The organism is Pseudoduganella umbonata (genome assembly GCF_014192225.1).
In the GTDB taxonomy this organism is placed as follows: Bacteria; Pseudomonadota; Gammaproteobacteria; order Burkholderiales; family Burkholderiaceae_D; genus Rugamonas; species Rugamonas umbonata.
Genome location: NZ_JACHXS010000002.1, coordinates 190622 through 207120, shown reverse-complemented (window position 1 = coordinate 207120; position 16499 = coordinate 190622). Strand labels below are relative to the sequence as shown.

Genomic DNA, 16499 nt, shown 5'->3' with positions numbered 1-16499 from the left:
CTTTCAGAACGTGAAATGCGATGGCGTGAGCGCGGACTGCAGCGGCTTCACGTCGGTTTCAAACAGCTTCTTCGTGTCGTAGCTGGACTCGCCGGTGCGGGTGATCAGGTGCGCGGACATGGCCGGCGATTCGCCGATGATCGCCAGGATGCGGCCCTCGGGCTTGACCTGCTGCAGCACCGTTTCCGGCAGCACCGGCAGCGCGCCGGCAAACACGATCACGTCGAACGGTGCGCCGTTGCTCCAGCCCTGGGCGCCGTTGCCCAGCTCCACGGTCACGTTGGTGATGCCGTTCGCAGCCAGGTTTTTCTGCGCCATGTCCTTCAGGGCCGGGTCGATTTCCACGGCCGTCACGTGGCGGGCGCGGTGCGCCAGCAGAGCGGTCAGGTAGCCGCTGCCGGCGCCGACCAGCAGCACGTTCTCATGCTTCTTCACGTGCACGTCCTGGGCGATACGCGCTTCGATCTTCGGGTTCAGCATTGCCGAACCGCCCGGCAGCGGAATCGACGTGTCGACGAAAGCCAGCTTCCTGTAGGCTTCCGGTACGAAATTCTCGCGTTTAACGACCATCAACAGATCGAGGATATCGGTATCCAGCACGTCCCAGGGGCGAATCTGCTGTTCGATCATGTTGAATCGGGCTTGTTCGATATTCATCTTTTAGACTTTGGTGAAGGAATAAGAATCCGTCATTTTATCGTTGAACTGGTCTGGACGGGATATTAACGATAACGACGGTATAAGGCAGGAAATTGCGACAGTCTGCAGTTTCGCGGGGCTGAAGCTACGAAAACATTGCCATTTCAGGCAGGCCGCGCCATGCCGCGCTCGACCAGGCCCAGGTACGTTTCCATGAACGCTTCGGCGTCGACGCCGCCGCAGCACGGTTCGAAACTGTGCGCCCACAGCATCAGCATCGTGACGGGCGCCGTCAGCACGCGCGTCATCACGACGGCATCGACCGGCACGAACTCGCCCCGCTCCACGCCGCGCTGGACGATCGAGGTGATCAGCGCGGAGCCGCGCTCGATCACTTCCTCATTATAAAAACGGGCTATTTCAGGAAAATTACCGGCTTCGGCAACCATCAGCTTGGCCAGCCCCGACGCACGCGTGGAAGCGACATCGGCCCACCAGCGCCGCAGCATGGCGCGCAGCAGGTCGGTACAGGAGGTGCTGTCGGCGGCGGCAACGTCGCTTTCCGCCTTGCCGATCACTTCCACGATGTTCTGGCGCACGACCGCCTTGAACAGCTCTTCCTTGTTGTCGAAATAAAGGTACAGCGTGCCTTTCGACACGCCGGCGCGGCGGGCCACGTCTTCCAGGCGGGTGGCGGCATAGCCGCGGTCCACGAACAGGTCCAGCGCGGCGGCCAGCAGCTCCTGCGGCCGGGCGTCTTTGCGGCGCTCCCAGCGCGGTTTCGTGTCGGATGGCATATGAGGCGGAAAATGACGGCTTGTGTGAGGACGTGCTGCCCGATGACTCGTTGGTGCCACTTATCGATGATCTGCCTGCTACCTGGTTGCAGGCGGATTGTTACCGGGTTGCTACTTACTTACGGGTCATTAAATTCTAGACCTGCACTATGGCAACGTCAAGGATGCGGCAACCATCGTGGCGGCCCTACGGCCGATGCGTGATCCGGCTGCGCTGTGGATTGGCGGGAAAATCGGCGCCGCGGCGTACCGTTTCCAGCTGGCCGGACGGGAATTCCTGCTCGTGTTCGCCGTCGTCATCGTTCCAGCGGCAGACGATGGCGTCGCCGCGCACCGCGATGACGATCATCTGCTGGTGCCAGCCGATCGGCCGCACCGCGTCGCCGGCTTTCGGTCGTTCACGATCCATGCTCGCCTCCTGTCTCGCCTCGGGTATGGGCCTTCATGCTAATCCAGGCCGCCCCATCGTGACGTACCGAACGGTATTGTCCCGTCGCGTCGACGTATCATCGGGCTACCTACTTTTTCCGGAGAACAGTCTTGCCGTCCAGGGATCCACTCAGACGGCTGCGGCGCATCCGCCGCATCGCCACCTGCCTGCTTGCCGCGATGGCCGGCGTGTTCCTCGCCGCCCGGCTGTTCCAGTCCGACTACCCCTGGCTGGGCTTCGTGGCCGCGTTTGCCGAGGCGGCGATGGTGGGCGGCCTGGCCGACTGGTTCGCCGTCACCGCGCTGTTCCGCCACCCGCTCGGCCTGCCGATCCCCCATACCGCGATCATCCCCCGCAACAAGGACAGGATCGGCGCCAATATCGCCGAATTCCTCGAACATAACTTCATTACGCCCGAAGTGGTGCGTAACGAGCTGAAGGACGTCGACCTGTCCGGCATCTGCGCGCGCTGGCTGGCGGACGACGCCAACAACCGCGCGGTGGCCGAGCGCATCGTCGGCACCATTCCCGCTGTGCTGAACATGATCGAAGACCGCGATGCGGCCACGTTCGTGGGCGGCACGCTGGCGTCGAGCCTGAAGGACGTGAAGCTGGCGCCGCTGGCCGGGCAGGTCCTGTCGGTACTGGTGGCGAACGGCCAGCACGTGCGGCTGCTGCAGAAGGTGCTCGGCCTCGTCGCCAGCGCGCTGGAAGAGAACCGCGCCTACATCCGCCAGAAGGTGCACGACCACAGTCCGAAATGGATCCCGAAGATGGTCGACGAGAAGTTCTACGAACGGCTGATGGACGGCATCCAGAGCATTCTCGACGACATGGCCGACGAACAGGGCGAATGGCGCGAGCGCTTCCACACGGCGGTCACCGAGCTGATCGCCAAGCTGGAAGAGTCGCCCGAATACGAAGCAAAGCTGCGCGGGCTGCTGGCCCGCGGCCTGACGCACCCGCTGTTCCGCGAATACGTCTCGAGCGTGTGGACCGAATTGCGCACCCGGCTGCTGGCCGCCAGCGAATCGCCCGAATCGCGCCTGCTGCTGCGCACGCAAGGCGCGCTGCGCATCTTCAGCACCGCACTGGCCCAGAACCAGGCGGTGCGGACGAAACTGAACGACTGGCTGAAAAGCTTCGCCGCCGAGGCGATCGTCCAGCGGCGCAGCCTGATCGTGGCCGTGGTGCAGAAGGTCATCGACAAGTGGGATGCCGAGACGATTTCGCAGAAGCTGGAGCTGCACGTGGGCAGCGACCTGCAGTTCATCCGCATCAACGGCACGCTGGTCGGCGGTGTCGTGGGTGTGCTGCTGTACACGATTTCGCTGTTGATAGGCGGGCACTGAGCGGGGATCGGCCTGCGCCGGCCGGGGATTGAGCCGGACGTGCGCGGTACAATAGCCGGCTACTCTTCCCTGCTCTGCTCCGCCGACGAACTGCCGATGAACTGCCGCGACCATTGCGGTGCCTGCTGCACCGCTCCTTCCATCACCAGCCCGATTCCCGGCATGCCGAACGGGAAGCCGGCCGGCGTGCGCTGCGTGCAGCTCGACGACGACAACCGCTGCCGCGTGTTCGGCAAGCCGGAGCGGCCGGCGTTTTGCGGCGGCTTGCAGCCCTCCGAAGAGATGTGCGGGACGAATCGCGAATACGCGATGGTGTGGCTGGCGGCGCTGGAGCGGGCGACGGCGCCCGCATAAACCCGGTTACGTCGTCGCCCGCTCCACGATCGTAAATCCCACATCGCATACCGGCTCCGCCACCACCAGCCCCTCGGCGCGCTGCATGATGTACTGCGCGGCGGTATGCCCGATCAGCGTGCCGTCGACCCGCACGGAGGTCAGCGCCGGATGCAGCTCGCGCGACATGGCGAGGTCGCCCAGCCCGATGATGGCCAGCTGCTCGGGAACGCGGATGCCCTGCGCCTGCGCCTCGGTCAGCACGCCAAGCGCCACCATGTCCGAGCTGCAGAAGATCGCGTCCAGCGACGGATCCTTCGCGAGCAGCGCGCGCAAGCCCTCGCGGCCGCTGGCCACGGAGCTGGGCGCCGGCACCATGTGCGTGGGGACCACTTCCACGCCCAGGGCCTGCGCCGCACTGGCGAAGGCGTTGTTGCGGCGGATGGCGCGTTCGTCGTTGGCGCTGATGCAGGCCATCTTGCGGCGGCCGCGCGCGTGCAGGAACTGCGCCACGGCGGTCCCCACCTTGTCGTGCGAAAAGCCCACCAGCATGTCGACCGGCGTCGGCGTCAGGTCCCACGTCTCGACGACGGGAATGCCGCTGGCCACCAGCCGGCGCCGCGCCAGCGTGGAATGCATGATCCCGGTGAGGATCACGCCATCGGGGCGGCGGCCGATGATGGTTTCCAGCAGCGCATCCTCGCGCGAGCCGTGGTAGCCGGACTGGCCCAGCATCATCTGGTAGCCGTTGGCGGCCAGCGTTTCCGTCAGGGCCTGCACGGTCTCCAGGAACACCGAGCCGGTGATGGTCGGCACCACGGCGGCCACCAGCCGCGAGCGGCGCGACGCAAGGCCGCCGGCCAGCAGGTTCGGCACGTAGCCGGTGCGCTCGACGGCGTCTTTCACGCGCTGGAGGATCTCGTCCGATACCGCATCGGGCGTATTCAGCGCGCGCGATGCGGTGATCGGCGCCACGTTGGCCAGCCGCGCCACGTCGCGCAGCGTCAGCCCGAGGCCCTTGCGGCGCCGGCGCTTGCCGGCCCCGTTGTCGGCGTCCTTGTCCTTCTCCCTGTCCTTCTCCCTGTCCTTCTCTTTTTCGTCGGCCATCAGCGCACCAGGCATGGGCGTTTGCTGTCGAACTGCCAGCCGGGGACCAGGAACTGCATCGCAGCCGCGTCGTTGCGCGCGCCCAGGCCCATGCCCAGGTAGCGCTGGTGCGCCGCCTCCACTTCGTCCATGTCCAGCTCGACGCCCAGGCCAGGCTGCTTCGGCACGTCGACCAGGCCGCCGGCGATCTGCAGCGGCTGTTTCGTCAGGCGCTGGCCGTCCTGCCAGATCCAGTGGGTGTCGATCGCCGTGATGTTGCCCGGCGCCGCCGCGGCCACGTGCGTAAACATCGCCAGCGACACGTCGAAGTGGTTGTTCGAATGCGAGCCCCACGTCAGGCCGAACGCCTGGCACAGCTGGGCCACGCGCACGGAACCCTGCATCGTCCAGAAATGCGGGTCGGCCAGCGGGATCGTCACCGATTGCAGCGCGATCGCATGGCTCATCTCGCGCCAGTCCGTGGCGATCATGTTGGTTGCCGTCGGCAGTCCGGTGGCGCGACGGAACTCGGCCATCACTTCGCGGCCCGAGTAGCCGTTCTCCGGACCGCACGGGTCTTCCGCATAGGCTAGCACGTCGCCCTTGTCGCGGCACAGCCGGATCGCGTCGGCCAGCAGCCAGCCGCCGTTCGGGTCGAGCGTGATGCGCGCTTCCGGGAAGCGTTCGGCCAGCGCCGTCACCGCCTCCATCTCCTCTTCGCCGCGCAGCACGCCGCCCTTCAGCTTGAAGTCGCGGAAGCCGTAGCGTTCATACGCCGCCTCGGCCAGCGCCACCACCGCTTCCGGCGTCAGCGCTTCCTCGTGGCGCAGCCGGCTCCAGGCGTCCGGCGCATCCGGTTCGCTGGCATACGGCAGGTCGGTTTTATGCTTGTCGCCGATGTAGAACAGGTATCCCAGCATCGGCACCTGGTCGCGCTGCTGTCCCTCGCCCAGCAGCGCCGCCACCGGCACGCCGAGGAACTGGCCCAGCAGGTCCAGCATCGCGCATTCGATCGCCGTCACCGCGTGGATGGCCACGCGCAGGTCGAAGGTCTGCACGCCGCGGCCGCCCGCGTCGCGGCTGGCGAATGCCGTACGGGCCGAGTTCAGCACCGCGTTGTAGTCGCCGATCGCGCGGCCGACGATCAGCGCCTGGGCATCCTCCAGCGTCTTGCGGATCGCTTCGCCGCCCGGCACTTCGCCGACGCCCTGCCTGCCCGAACTGTCCGTGAGGATCAGCAGGTTACGGGTGAAAAACGGCGCGTGGGCACCGGAGAGGTTCAGCAGCATGCTGTCGCGTCCCGCGACGGGAATGACGCGGACGGCGGTGATGACGGGCGTATTGCTCATGTTGTCTTTCATTGCAAGGTCAAGGTGGTTTCCAGCCGGATGTCGTCGGAGGCGCTGCCGACCATCAGCTTGAATTCGCCCGCTTCGGCGCCCCATTTCAAATCATTGTTGAAGAACGACAGCGTGTCGCGGTCGATCGTGAACGTGACGCGGCGCCGTTCGCCCGGCTGCAGGTGCACCTTGGTGAAGCCCTTCAGTTCTTTCACCGGACGGACCACCGAGGCCACCGTATCGCGGATGTACAGCTGCGCGACCTCGGTGCCGGCGACCTTGCCCTTGTTCTGCAGGTCGAACGACAGCGTGGCCGTCTGTCCCGGCCGCAGGATCGTGCGGTCCAGCTGCACGCCCGAGTAGCCGAATTCCGTGTAGCTCTTGCCATGGCCGAACGCGTAGCGCGGCGTGTTCGGCGAATCGATGTAGGCCGAACGGTAGACGATGTCCTTCTCGTCGGTGACCGGGCGGCCCGTGTTGTACTGCGCGTACGAGATCGGGATCTGGCCCAGGTTGCGCGGGAACGTGGCGGGCAGCTTGCCCGACGGGTTGTAGTCGCCGAACAGCACGTCGGCCACCGCGTTGCCGCCCTCGGAACCAGGGAACCAGGCGTACAGGATGGCATCGGCGCGGTCGGCGATGTCGTTGAAGATCATTGGCCGGCCGGCGAACAGCACGGCAACGACCGGCTTGCCCGTGGCCTTCAGCCGCTGGAACAGTTCGGTCTGCCGGCCGGGCAGGCCGATATCGGTGCGCGACTTCGCTTCGCCGCTCAGGTCCCAGGTTTCGCCGATGGCCAGCACGATCACGTCGGCCTTGCTGGCGGTGGCGACCGCGGCGTCGAATCCTTCCGCGGTGGCGCAGCCCGGCGCGCAGGCGTTGGCGTGGACGATCTGCGCGCCTTGCGCACGATTGCGGATGCCGTCGAGGATGGAAACCACCTCGCCGCGCACGTCGGACACCACCCACCCGCCTTCCAGGTCGCGGCGCGAATCGGCCAGCGGGCCGATGACGGCGATGCTTTTCGCATTCTTCGCCAGCGGCAGCACAGGAGTGCCCTGCAGCGTGTCATTCTTCAGCAGCACCAGCGACTTGCGTGCCACGTCGCGTGCGATGGCGCGGTGCCGCGGATCGGCCAGCACCGCCTGTTCGCGCTGCGCATCGGAGAAGCGGTACGGATCGTCGAACAGCCCCATCTCGAATTTCTTGCGGAGGATGCGGCGCACCGCGTCGTCGATATTCTTCTGCGGCACCTTGCCGTCCTTGACGGCCTGCGCCAGGTGGGCGATGAACGCCTCGCCTTCCATGTCCATGTCGCTGCCGGCATTGATCGCCTTCACGGCCGCGTCGGACAGGTCCTTGGCATAGCCATGCAGCACCATCTCCTTGACCGAAGCCCAGTCGGAAACGACGAAGCCCTTGTACTTCCAGGCGCCCTTCAGGATGTCACGCTGCAGCATCGCGCTGCCGGTGGCGGGAATGCCGTTCAGCGTATTGAACGAGTTCATGAAAGTGGCCACGCCGGCGTCGACGGATGCCTTGAACGGCGGCAGGTAGACTTCGTGCAGCTGCTGCGGGCTCATGTCCACCGCGTTGTAGTCGCGGCCGGCGACGGCGGCGCCATAGGCGGCGAAGTGCTTGGCGGTGGCCATCACGCGGTCGGTGGCGCCCAGCTTCGCACCCTGGAAGCCGCGTACCCGGGCGGCGGCGATCTTCGAGCCCAGGTACGTGTCTTCGCCGGCGCCTTCCATCACGCGGCCCCAGCGCGGATCGCGGCCGATATCGACCATCGGCGCAAATGTCCAGTGGATGCCGGCCGATGCCGCCTCGCGCGCGGCGACCTGCGCCGACTGCTCGATCGCTTCCAGGTCCCACGACGCCGCTTCGCCGAGCGGTACCGGGAACACGGTTTTATAGCCGTGGATGACGTCCAGTCCGAACAGCAGCGGGATCTTCAGCCGCGACTGCAGCGCCAGCGCCTGGGCTTCGCGCGTCTCCTTCGCGCCCTTGATGTTGAGCATCGAGCCGACATTGCCGGCCCGGATCTCGGTGTTCTGGCTGGCCCGCTTGGCCGCCTCCGGCCCGGTGGCCTCGGCACCGGACAGCTGGTGCAACTGGCCGACTTTTTCCTGCAAAGTCATCTGCTTGAGCAGCGCATCGACCTTGCGGTCGATCGCGTCCTGGGCGAGCGCAAGGGCCGGCAGCGCGATCAGCGACGCGGCCAGCGCGATGGGTCGTAACGTCATCGACGGTCTCCTATTGATATTGTTGGTATTGTTGCTGCTTCTTGTCGTAGTACGCCTTCAGGGTGTGGAACGCCTGCTTGCGCTTGCCTGTCTGCGAGATCAGGCCCTTGCGGTTCCAGAAGTCCTGGAAGTACGGGTGCGGACGGCGCGGCGAGCGGAAGTCCACCAGCACCCACGGGGTGATGCCGCGCAGGCCGGGAATCGCTTCGAGCATCCTGAACTGGTTCTTGTAGAGCTGGTCCTGGTATTCCTCGCTCCAGCGCGTGTCGGCGTCGCCATGGAAGCCGCCCAGCGCATCGGCGCCGAACTCGGTGATCATCACCGGCTTGTCGTACGGGATGTTGAAGTGGAAGTCCAGCATGTCCTTGTTGCTGGCCCAGTACCAGCCGGCGTATTCGTTGAAGCTGGCGAGATCGAGCTTTTCCGCCAGCGGGTCTTCGACCGTCACTTCCTTGCCGTTGCGGTGCACCTCCAGCGCGGCGCCGACCAGGCGCGTATCGTCCAGCGCGCGCACCGTGTCGGCCAGCGTGAACATGAAGGCGTTGCGCGGCTCGCTGACCGGCGTCTCGTTCCCGATCGACCAGACCACGACACTGGCGCGGTTCTTGTCGCGCACGACCAGCTCGGTCAACTGCTGCCGGGCGTTGCGCAGGGTATCCGGGTTCTGCCACGAGATCGTCCAGTAGACGGGCACTTCGGCCCACACCATCAGGCCCATCTCGTCCGCCAGGCGTATCATTTCCTCGCTGTGCGGGTAGTGCGCCAGCCGCACATAGTTGCAGTTCATGTCCTTGGCCCACTGCAGCAGCATGCGCATGTCGCCGGCGCCGCGCAGCCGGCCCGGGATCAGCGGGTTTTCATCGTGGATCGACACGCCGCGCCAGAACGTCGACCTGCCGTTGAGGAGGATGTCCTTGCCTCGCGTTTCGATGGTGCGGAAACCGATGCGGTCTGCCACCCTGTCGCTGCCGGCGGCGATCGTCACGCCGTACAGCTTCGGGTCTTCCGGCGACCAGTAGCGCAGCTTGCCGACGGGGATGCGGAGCGCCGCCCGGCCGTTGGCATCGGTGCGCACCCTGGCCGACAGGTTTGCCTCGGGGATGGCGACGGTGATTTCCTGCTCCTTCCGGCTGCCGTCGAGTTGCACATAGCCCTCGATGCGGCGCGCATCGCCCTTCGCCAGCTGTACCTTGTAGTCGGCGATGTAGGTGTCCGGCACTTCGGCCAGCAGCACGTCGCGCGTGATGCCGCCGTAATTCCACCAGTCGGTGGAGACGGTGGGGATTTCATCCTGGTGGCGTTTGTTGTCGGCCTTGACGACCACGGTGTTCGAGCCGGCGGCCAGCTTGCCCGTGACCTCGAACTGGAAAGGCGTGAACCCGCCCTTGTGGCTGCCAAGTTTCCTGCCGTTCAGGTAGACGTGCGCCTCGTAGTTCACGGCGCCGAAGTACAGGAAATAACGTTTCCCCTCCTTCGGCGCGGCAGTGAACTTCTGCCGCATCCACACGGTGCCTTCGTAGAATTCCAGTTTGGCGTCCTGCGAATTCCAGTCGCCGGGTATGGCCAGCGTGGGCGAGCCGTCAAAGCTGTATTCGACGATGTCGCCTTTGTCCTTCGGCTGGCGGTCGTCATAGTAGCCGCCGGTGCCCTTTTCGGACTCGTCGTAGGGTTTGCGGCGGTAGTCGTAGTAGCCCGTTTCGTAGGGATCGACGATGTAGTGCCAGCGGCCGTCGAGGTTCTGGTGGGTGCGGCCGTAGATGTTCTGTAACGTCTGATTCTGTAACGTCTGATTCTGTAACGTCTGGTTTTGCAGGGGCTGGTTCTGGAAAGTCTGATGGTGGGATGGCGTGGCGGTCTGGGCAAACGCCAGGCAATGCCATGCCAGCGCGGCCACGGCGACAGCGGAAAAACGGTTCAGCATCTTGTCTCCATTATTTGTTTTGGACGCTATTCGGAATACTTCCGTGGTACCGCTACCAATTTTGCTGAAAATAGTAAGCCGGGTAATGCCGAAAGTCAAAACAAAAAAGCGCGCGGTCGCAATCGATGCGACGGCGCCGAACAGGGCGAAAGCGGGAACTCTGATGAACGCGGCGATGCCGGATCTGCGGATGAACGGCCTTACTTCGTCGCGGCCGAAAAACCGGCCAGTGCCGGCAAAGCCCGACGGCCATCCCAGCCGAGCCAGCAGTATGAAATCAGCTGGATCGCCACCAGGGTGCCGAGCGGCACGGCCAGCAGCGCCGGAAAGGCCAGGACCAGGGTCAGCACGCGCGCCCAGTTTTTCGCCTTCGCCGCACCCCACCCCATCATTGCATGCACGGCCGCCAGCGCGGCGGCGCATGCCGGCAGTTGCCAGCCGATCTCGATGCCGAGCAGCGGCCCGGCGGCGAGCAGTACGATGACCGGCAGCACATAGCACCCGGCGAAAATGAAATGGGCGCGTGCCGCGTTGGCATGGTTTTTCATGGGTGCCTCCTGGAAAAGATGGAAAGTCATCTTTATCCATAAGGCAATTTTGATTATTGATTTATAACATCATCGGAGGTGTCGCCGACCGCCGACCATGATGATGACTTGACCAGCCCTTGATCACACAGGAATCCGGGCGGCGGCCCTGGCGCCTTATTGTCGAGGTCGCAACGTGGTAAGCTTCGGCGCGCGCCGTTCCGCATTGGTCGTTTCGCATGTTGCGCGCATCTCCCTCTACCCTCCTTGCCACACACATGGATATCGTTCTCGCGCTGAAGGCCCTGATCATGGGCCTGGTCGAAGGTTTTACCGAATTCCTGCCCATCTCTTCCACTGGCCACCTGATCCTGACGGCAAGCCTGCTGGACTTTACCGGCCAGAAAGTCAAGGTATTCGAGATCGCGATCCAGGGCGGTGCGATGCTGTCCGTGATCTGGGAGTACCGCGTGCGCATCGGGGCGGTCCTGGCCGGCCTGGCCTCCGACCCGAAAGCACGGCGCTTCATGATGAACGTGATCGTCGGCTTCTTCCCCGCCGCCCTGCTGGGCCTGTTCTTCAGCGGCCTGATCAAGGAAAACCTGTTCGCGCCGGTGCCGGTGGCCACCGCGTTCATCGTCGGCGGCCTGGTCATCCTCTGGGTGGAGCGCCGCGCCCGGAACAATCCGGTCTCCGTGCGCATCCACTCGGTCGACGACATGACGATGGCCGACGCGCTAAAGGTGGGTTGCGCCCAGGCATTCGCGCTGATTCCCGGCACCAGCCGCTCCGGCGCCACCATCATCGGCGGCATGATGCTGGGCCTGTCGCGCAAGGCGGCGACCGAATTCTCGTTCTTCCTGGCCATTCCCACGCTGCTGGGCGCCACGTTTTATTCGCTGTACAAGGAACGCGCGCTGCTGTCGGCGGCCGACCTGCCGCTGTTCGGCATCGGCGCGATTTCCGCGTTCATTTCCGCCTTCCTGTGTGTGCGGTGGCTGCTGCGTTATATCAGCACGCATGACTTCACCATCTTTGCGTGGTACCGTATAGTGTTCGGCATCGTGGTTCTCGCCACTGCCTATACCGGTACCGTTGCCTGGGTCGACTGAGACCCTGGCATCACGCCCGGGCCGAATCTCATCCCGGGTTTAAAAGCATATCAATGGATCAACTGGACATCTCCCAACGCGCCCTTCACCTGCTCGAATCGGTGTTCGGGTACTCGGCCTTCCGCGGCCAGCAGGCTGAAATCGTCGAACAGGTCGCCAATGGCGGCGATGCGCTGGTGTTGATGCCCACCGGCGGCGGCAAGTCGCTGTGCTACCAGATTCCCGCGCTGCTGCGCGATGGCGTGGGCGTGGTGATTTCGCCGCTGATCGCGCTGATGCAGGACCAGGTGGATGCGCTGGCCGAAGTGGGCGTGCGCGCCGCTTTCCTCAATTCCACCCAAACGTGGGAGGAAACCGCCCGTATCGAGCGCATGGTGCGCACCGGCCAGCTCGACCTGGTGTACGTGGCGCCCGAACGGCTGATGACGCAGCGCTGCTTCGACCTGCTGCAGGATTCGAAGATCGCGCTGTTCGCCATCGACGAGGCGCACTGTGTATCGCAATGGGGCCACGATTTCCGGCCCGAATACATCAAACTGTCGGTGCTGCACGAGCAGTTCCCCGGCGTGCCGCGCATCGCGCTCACGGCCACGGCGGACCAGCAGACTCGCGCCGAGATCGCGCACCGCCTCGATCTCACCAATGCCGCGCAGTTCGTGTCGTCGTTCGACCGCCCCAACATCCGCTATTCGATTGTCGAAAAGACCAATGGCCGCAAGCAGCTGCTGGACTTCATCGGCGGCGAACACACGGGCGATTCGGGCATCGTGTATTGCCTGTCGCGCAAGAAGGTCGAGGAAACGGCCGAATTGCTGAACGAGAACGGCATCCGCGCCCTGCCCTACCATGCCGGCATGGACCATGCGAAACGGGCGGCCAACCAGGCCCGCTTCCTGCGCGAGGAAAACATCGTGATGGTGGCGACGATCGCGTTCGGCATGGGTATCGACAAGCCGGACGTGCGCTTCGTGGCCCACCTCGACCTGCCGAAAAGCATCGAGGGCTATTACCAGGAGACCGGCCGCGCCGGCCGCGACGGCATGCCGGCCAGCGCCTGGATGGCCTATGGCCTGCAGGACGTGGTGCTGCAGCGCCGGATGATCGACGAATCCGAGGCGGGCGAGGATTTCAAGCGCGTGCTGGGCGCGAAACTCGATGCGATGCTGGGCCTGTGCGAAACGCTGTCGTGCCGGCGCGTACGGCTGCTGGATTATTTCGGCGAAGCGTCTTCGCCGTGCGGCAATTGCGATACCTGCCTGATCCCGCCCGTGTCCTTCGACGGCACGGTGCCGGTGCAGAAGCTGCTGTCGACGATCTACCGTGTCGACCAGCGCTTTGCCGCCACCCACGTGATCGAGGTGCTGCGCGGCGCGGAAACGGAGCGCATCCGTACCTGGCGCCACGACCAGCTGTCGGTATTCGGCATCGGCGCCGACCGCAGCGAGCAGGAATGGCGCGCCATCCTGCGGCAGGTGATCGCGCTGGGCCTGGTCACGGTGGATCACGACCAGTACATGTCACTGAAACTGACCGATGCGGCCCGCCCGGTGCTGAAAGGCGGCCAGAAGGTGCAGCTGCGGCAGTACCAGAAACCGGTGAAGGTGAAACGCGGCTCGGCACCGAAGGGCTACGTGGAAATGGATCTCGACTCGGCGGAACAGGCCATCTTCGAACGCCTGCGCACCTGGCGGATGGGCGCCGCGCGCGAGCACAACGTGCCGGCCTACGTGATCTTCGTCGACGCCACCCTGAGGGAGATCGCCAAGGCCAGGCCCACGTCGCTGGACGACCTGCGCGGTGTTTCCGGCGTCGGCGAGAAAAAGCTTGCCTCGTACGGCGAGGACATCGTTCGCCTGATCGGCGACCTGGCCTGATCAGCTGCTGACGACGCTGCGCCACTGCCCCGGCGGCGCGCCCGTGGCCGCACGGAAGCGGTGGCTGAAATGGGACAGGTCCGCATAGCCGCACGCATCGGCCACCTGCTGCAATGGCAGCGCCCCCCTCTTCAGCAACATCTTCGCCCGATCGATGCGCCGCCCCGCGATCCAGGCGGAAGGCGGCATGCCGAACGACCTGCGGAACATCCGCGCCAGGTGGAACTCGGACAGGCAGGCCACTTCGGCCAGCCGGCCCAGCGTGATGGCCTCGTGCAGGTGCGCCTCGATCCAGTCCGCCAGACGGCGCCGCAGATAAGGCGCGAGCCCGCCCTTCAGCCGCAGGTCCGGGCGCAGCGTGGCCTGGTCGCGCAATAGCTGCGACAGCGCCTCGTGCGTGATCTCGTTGGCGCGCAGCAGGCCGTCGCTGCCCAGCCATGGCGCGTCGAGCAGCGATGTGCACAGGCGCGCCAGCGCCGGGTTGTCGAAATAGGTGCGGTCCTGCAGCATCAGCTCGCGCGGCTCGCGGTCCAGTTCCAGCACGGCCCGGCGGGTCAGCTGGTCCGGCATGAAGTAGATGTGCATCAGCCGCAGCGAATCGCGCACCAGCCAGCGCGACTCGTGCCAGTCCGGCAGCGAACACAAACGATGCGGCGCCCCGAACTGCCCGGGCGCGCCATTGCGCTCGACACTGTAGCCGCCGGTCAGGTAGCACGACAGCGTGTGATGGCCGGGCTCGCTGTAGACGGTGAGCTGCTCGTCCGTATGGCGTTCCCACACCGCCGCCGCCAGGCCATCGCCCAGCCACGCGAAGCGTTCCAGCCTGGCATCGGTGCCGCTCATCGTGCGAAACACCGCATGCCCCATCGCATCGCGCGGCGCCGCCGCGAGCGCCGCCCGCGCCGCCGGCGCCAGGCGGCTGCCGTCGATCGGGCCGGCAAGGAGAGAGTCGAGGTTCATGGTGAAAAGTCTAGCACCCTCACGCGCTTCGCCGACCGTCCGCCCTGGCAAATGCGCAAGACCAGACAACCAGCCAACGATCCCACCGCGCAATATTGCCGAAAACCGGGGTCTGACCCCGGTTCCTGGCAACCTTTCTCAAGGCAATCTTTCCCAAAACCGGGGTCAGACCCCGAATTTTGGAAACTTTTTGGATGTGGCAATGAATGCTCTTCTTTACATAACAACGGTGCTGATCTGGGGTACCACCTGGATCGCGATCAAGCTGCAGCTGGGCGAGGTGCCGGCGCCGGTGTCGATCGCGTGGCGGTTCTGGCTGGCGGCGGCGGTGCTGCTGCTGATCCTGGTGGTGACGAGAAAGCCGGTGTGGCCGCCGCGCCGCGCGTGGCGCTACCTGGTGGCGCAGGGCGTGGCGCTGTTCTGCTGCAATTTCCTGTGTTTCTACTATGCCAGCGCGCACGTGCCGAGCGGTCTCGTGGCCGTGGTGTTTTCCACCGCGCCGGTGTGGAACGCGATCAACGGCCGGCTGTTCCTGGGGCGGCCGATCCGCCCGACAGTGATGGGTGGCGCGGCGCTGGGCCTGGGCGGCATCGCCCTGCTGTTCCTGCCGCAGATGCAGGGCCACTGGCACGACGGCGATATGCTGGCGGGACTGGCGCTGGCGCTGCTGGGCACGCTGTGCTTCTCAGCGGGAAATTTGCTGTCGTCGAAAATGCAGGCGCTGGGCCTGACGCCATGGCTGACGAACACGTGGGCCATGTTCATCGGTGCCGCCATCCTCACGCTCGGCGCGCTGGCGCTGGGCATGCCGTTCCGTATCGAGCCGACGCCGCAGTACCTGGGTTCGCTGCTGTACCTGGCGATCCCCGGCTCGGTGATCGGCTTTACGGCATACCTGCTGCTGGTGGGGAGGATGGGGCCGGACCGCGCCGCTTACTGCACGGTGCTTTTCCCGGTCGTGGCGCTGACGGTGTCGTCGGTCTACGAGGATTACCGGTGGAGCGCCATGGCCCTTGCCGGGCTGGCGCTCGTCATCGCCGGCAACCTGCTGGCATTCCTGCCGGCGAAAACGAAAACGCCGGCCGCCGCGGGGGCGGCACCGGCGCGCTCATGACGGCAATGCAGGCTTACCGAATGCAGGCTTACTTCTTCGTAAACACCAGGTCCCATACGCCGTGGCCCAGCTTCAAGCCGCGGTTCTCGAACTTGGTCAGCGGGCGGTAGGCCGGCTGCGGCGCGTAGCCTTCGGCGGTGTTCTGCAGGCCTTCCTCGGCGGACAGCACTTCCAGCATCTGCACCGCGTAGTCTTCCCAGTCGGTCGCCAGGTGCAGGTAGCCGCCCGGCTGCAGGCGGTCGACCAGCAGCTTCACGAACGGTGGCTGGATCAGGCGCCGCTTGTTGTGGCGGGCCTTGTGCCACGGGTCCGGGAAGAACACGTGCACGCCGGCCAGCGTGCCGGCCGGGATCATGTTGTTCAGTACCTCGACCGCATCGTGCTGGATCACGCGCAGGTTGGCCAGGCCTTCCTCGCCGATCAGTTTCAGCAGGCTGCCCACGCCCGGCGTATGCACTTCCACGCCGATGAAATCCTTCTCCGGCATGTGCCTGGCGATGTGCGCGGTGGTCTGCCCCATGCCGAAGCCGATTTCCAGCACGACCGGCGCGGTGCGGCCGAATGCGGCCACGGTATCCAGCGGCGCCTTGGCATATTCGATCATGAATTGCGGCCCCAGGTCGTTCAGCGCGCGCTCCTGCGCGGTGGACAGCCGGCCGGCGCGGGTGACGAAGCTCTTGATGCGGCGTTCGGTCGGGTCGTACAGCATGGACCGCGCGGGGCCCTTCGGTGGGGTTTCGGAAGACATGGAACTTTGCTGAAAAAAAG

At 65.3% G+C, this 16499-nt stretch carries 15 protein-coding genes; 5 read left to right on the top strand and 10 right to left on the bottom strand.

Features of this window, described 5'->3' with window-relative positions:
* Positions 1-3: 3 nt before the first annotated feature.
* From FHS02_RS05945 to FHS02_RS05935, 3 genes are all read right to left on the bottom strand, one after another.
* Positions 4-657, bottom strand: coding sequence for a protein-L-isoaspartate O-methyltransferase family protein (locus FHS02_RS05945; protein WP_137314908.1), 654 nt, complete (start codon positions 655-657; stop codon positions 4-6).
* Between the two features lie 146 nt (positions 658-803).
* Positions 804-1436 (bottom strand): TetR/AcrR family transcriptional regulator, encoded by a 633-nt coding sequence (locus FHS02_RS05940; protein ID WP_137314909.1) that lies wholly within the window; start codon positions 1434-1436, stop codon positions 804-806.
* A 187-nt stretch (positions 1437-1623) separates the two neighbouring features.
* On the bottom strand, positions 1624-1845 hold the full coding sequence (locus FHS02_RS05935) for a hypothetical protein (protein WP_137314910.1): 222 nt from the start codon (positions 1843-1845) through the stop codon (positions 1624-1626).
* 131 nt (positions 1846-1976) lie between these two features.
* On the opposite strand from FHS02_RS05935, the gene FHS02_RS05930 reads away from it, so the two are divergent.
* Together FHS02_RS05930 and FHS02_RS05925 are read left to right on the top strand one after the other, a co-directional pair.
* On the top strand, positions 1977-3218 hold the full coding sequence (locus FHS02_RS05930; protein ID WP_229422251.1) for a DUF445 domain-containing protein: 1242 nt from the start codon (positions 1977-1979) through the stop codon (positions 3216-3218).
* A 96-nt stretch (positions 3219-3314) separates the two neighbouring features.
* On the top strand, positions 3315-3572 hold the full coding sequence (locus FHS02_RS05925; protein WP_137317546.1) for a YkgJ family cysteine cluster protein: 258 nt from the start codon (positions 3315-3317) through the stop codon (positions 3570-3572).
* A 6-nt stretch (positions 3573-3578) separates the two neighbouring features.
* On the opposite strand, the gene FHS02_RS05920 is transcribed toward FHS02_RS05925, so the two are convergent.
* The 5 genes from FHS02_RS05920 to FHS02_RS05900 all read right to left on the bottom strand — a co-directional run bounded on the left by FHS02_RS05920 (position 3579) and on the right by FHS02_RS05900 (position 10692).
* On the bottom strand, positions 3579-4658 hold the full coding sequence (locus tag FHS02_RS05920) for a LacI family DNA-binding transcriptional regulator (RefSeq protein ID WP_137314911.1): 1080 nt from the start codon (positions 4656-4658) through the stop codon (positions 3579-3581).
* Positions 4658-5986, bottom strand: coding sequence for a glucarate dehydratase (gene gudD / locus FHS02_RS05915; protein WP_229422252.1), 1329 nt, complete (start codon positions 5984-5986; stop codon positions 4658-4660). The genes FHS02_RS05920 and gudD overlap by 1 nt, the downstream gene beginning before the upstream one ends.
* An 8-nt stretch (positions 5987-5994) precedes the next feature.
* Positions 5995-8223, bottom strand: a complete 2229-nt coding sequence (locus FHS02_RS05910; protein ID WP_137314913.1) for a glycoside hydrolase family 3 N-terminal domain-containing protein — start codon at positions 8221-8223, stop codon at positions 5995-5997.
* A 10-nt stretch (positions 8224-8233) separates the two neighbouring features.
* Positions 8234-10144, bottom strand: coding sequence for a glycoside hydrolase family 2 protein (locus FHS02_RS05905; RefSeq protein ID WP_137314914.1), 1911 nt, complete (start codon positions 10142-10144; stop codon positions 8234-8236).
* Positions 10145-10344: 200 nt separating this feature from the next.
* Entirely contained in the window at positions 10345-10692 is a 348-nt protein-coding gene (locus FHS02_RS05900; RefSeq protein ID WP_137314915.1) for a hypothetical protein, read from the bottom strand.
* Between the two features lie 257 nt (positions 10693-10949).
* Here FHS02_RS05900 and FHS02_RS05895 point away from each other — a divergent pair, with 257 nt between their 5' ends.
* Both FHS02_RS05895 and recQ read left to right on the top strand, forming a co-directional pair.
* On the top strand, positions 10950-11783 hold the full coding sequence (locus tag FHS02_RS05895; protein WP_137314916.1) for an undecaprenyl-diphosphate phosphatase: 834 nt from the start codon (positions 10950-10952) through the stop codon (positions 11781-11783).
* A 53-nt stretch (positions 11784-11836) separates the two neighbouring features.
* Positions 11837-13657 carry a DNA helicase RecQ gene (recQ, locus tag FHS02_RS05890; protein ID WP_137314917.1) on the top strand — a complete coding sequence of 607 codons (1821 nt, stop codon included), beginning with the start codon at positions 11837-11839 and terminating at the stop codon, positions 13655-13657.
* Here recQ and FHS02_RS05885 read toward each other — a convergent pair whose 3' ends face one another.
* A complete protein-coding gene (locus FHS02_RS05885; protein ID WP_137314918.1) occupies positions 13658-14617 on the bottom strand; it encodes an AraC family transcriptional regulator in 960 nt (319 codons plus the stop codon).
* Between the two features lie 202 nt (positions 14618-14819).
* Here FHS02_RS05885 and FHS02_RS05880 point away from each other — a divergent pair, with 202 nt between their 5' ends.
* Positions 14820-15731, top strand: a complete 912-nt coding sequence (locus FHS02_RS05880) for a DMT family transporter (protein WP_137314919.1) — start codon at positions 14820-14822, stop codon at positions 15729-15731.
* A 28-nt stretch (positions 15732-15759) separates the two neighbouring features.
* On the opposite strand, the gene trmB is transcribed toward FHS02_RS05880, so the two are convergent.
* A complete protein-coding gene (gene trmB / locus FHS02_RS05875; RefSeq protein WP_137317547.1) occupies positions 15760-16440 on the bottom strand; it encodes a tRNA (guanosine(46)-N7)-methyltransferase TrmB in 681 nt (226 codons plus the stop codon).
* Positions 16441-16499: the final 59 nt, after the last annotated feature.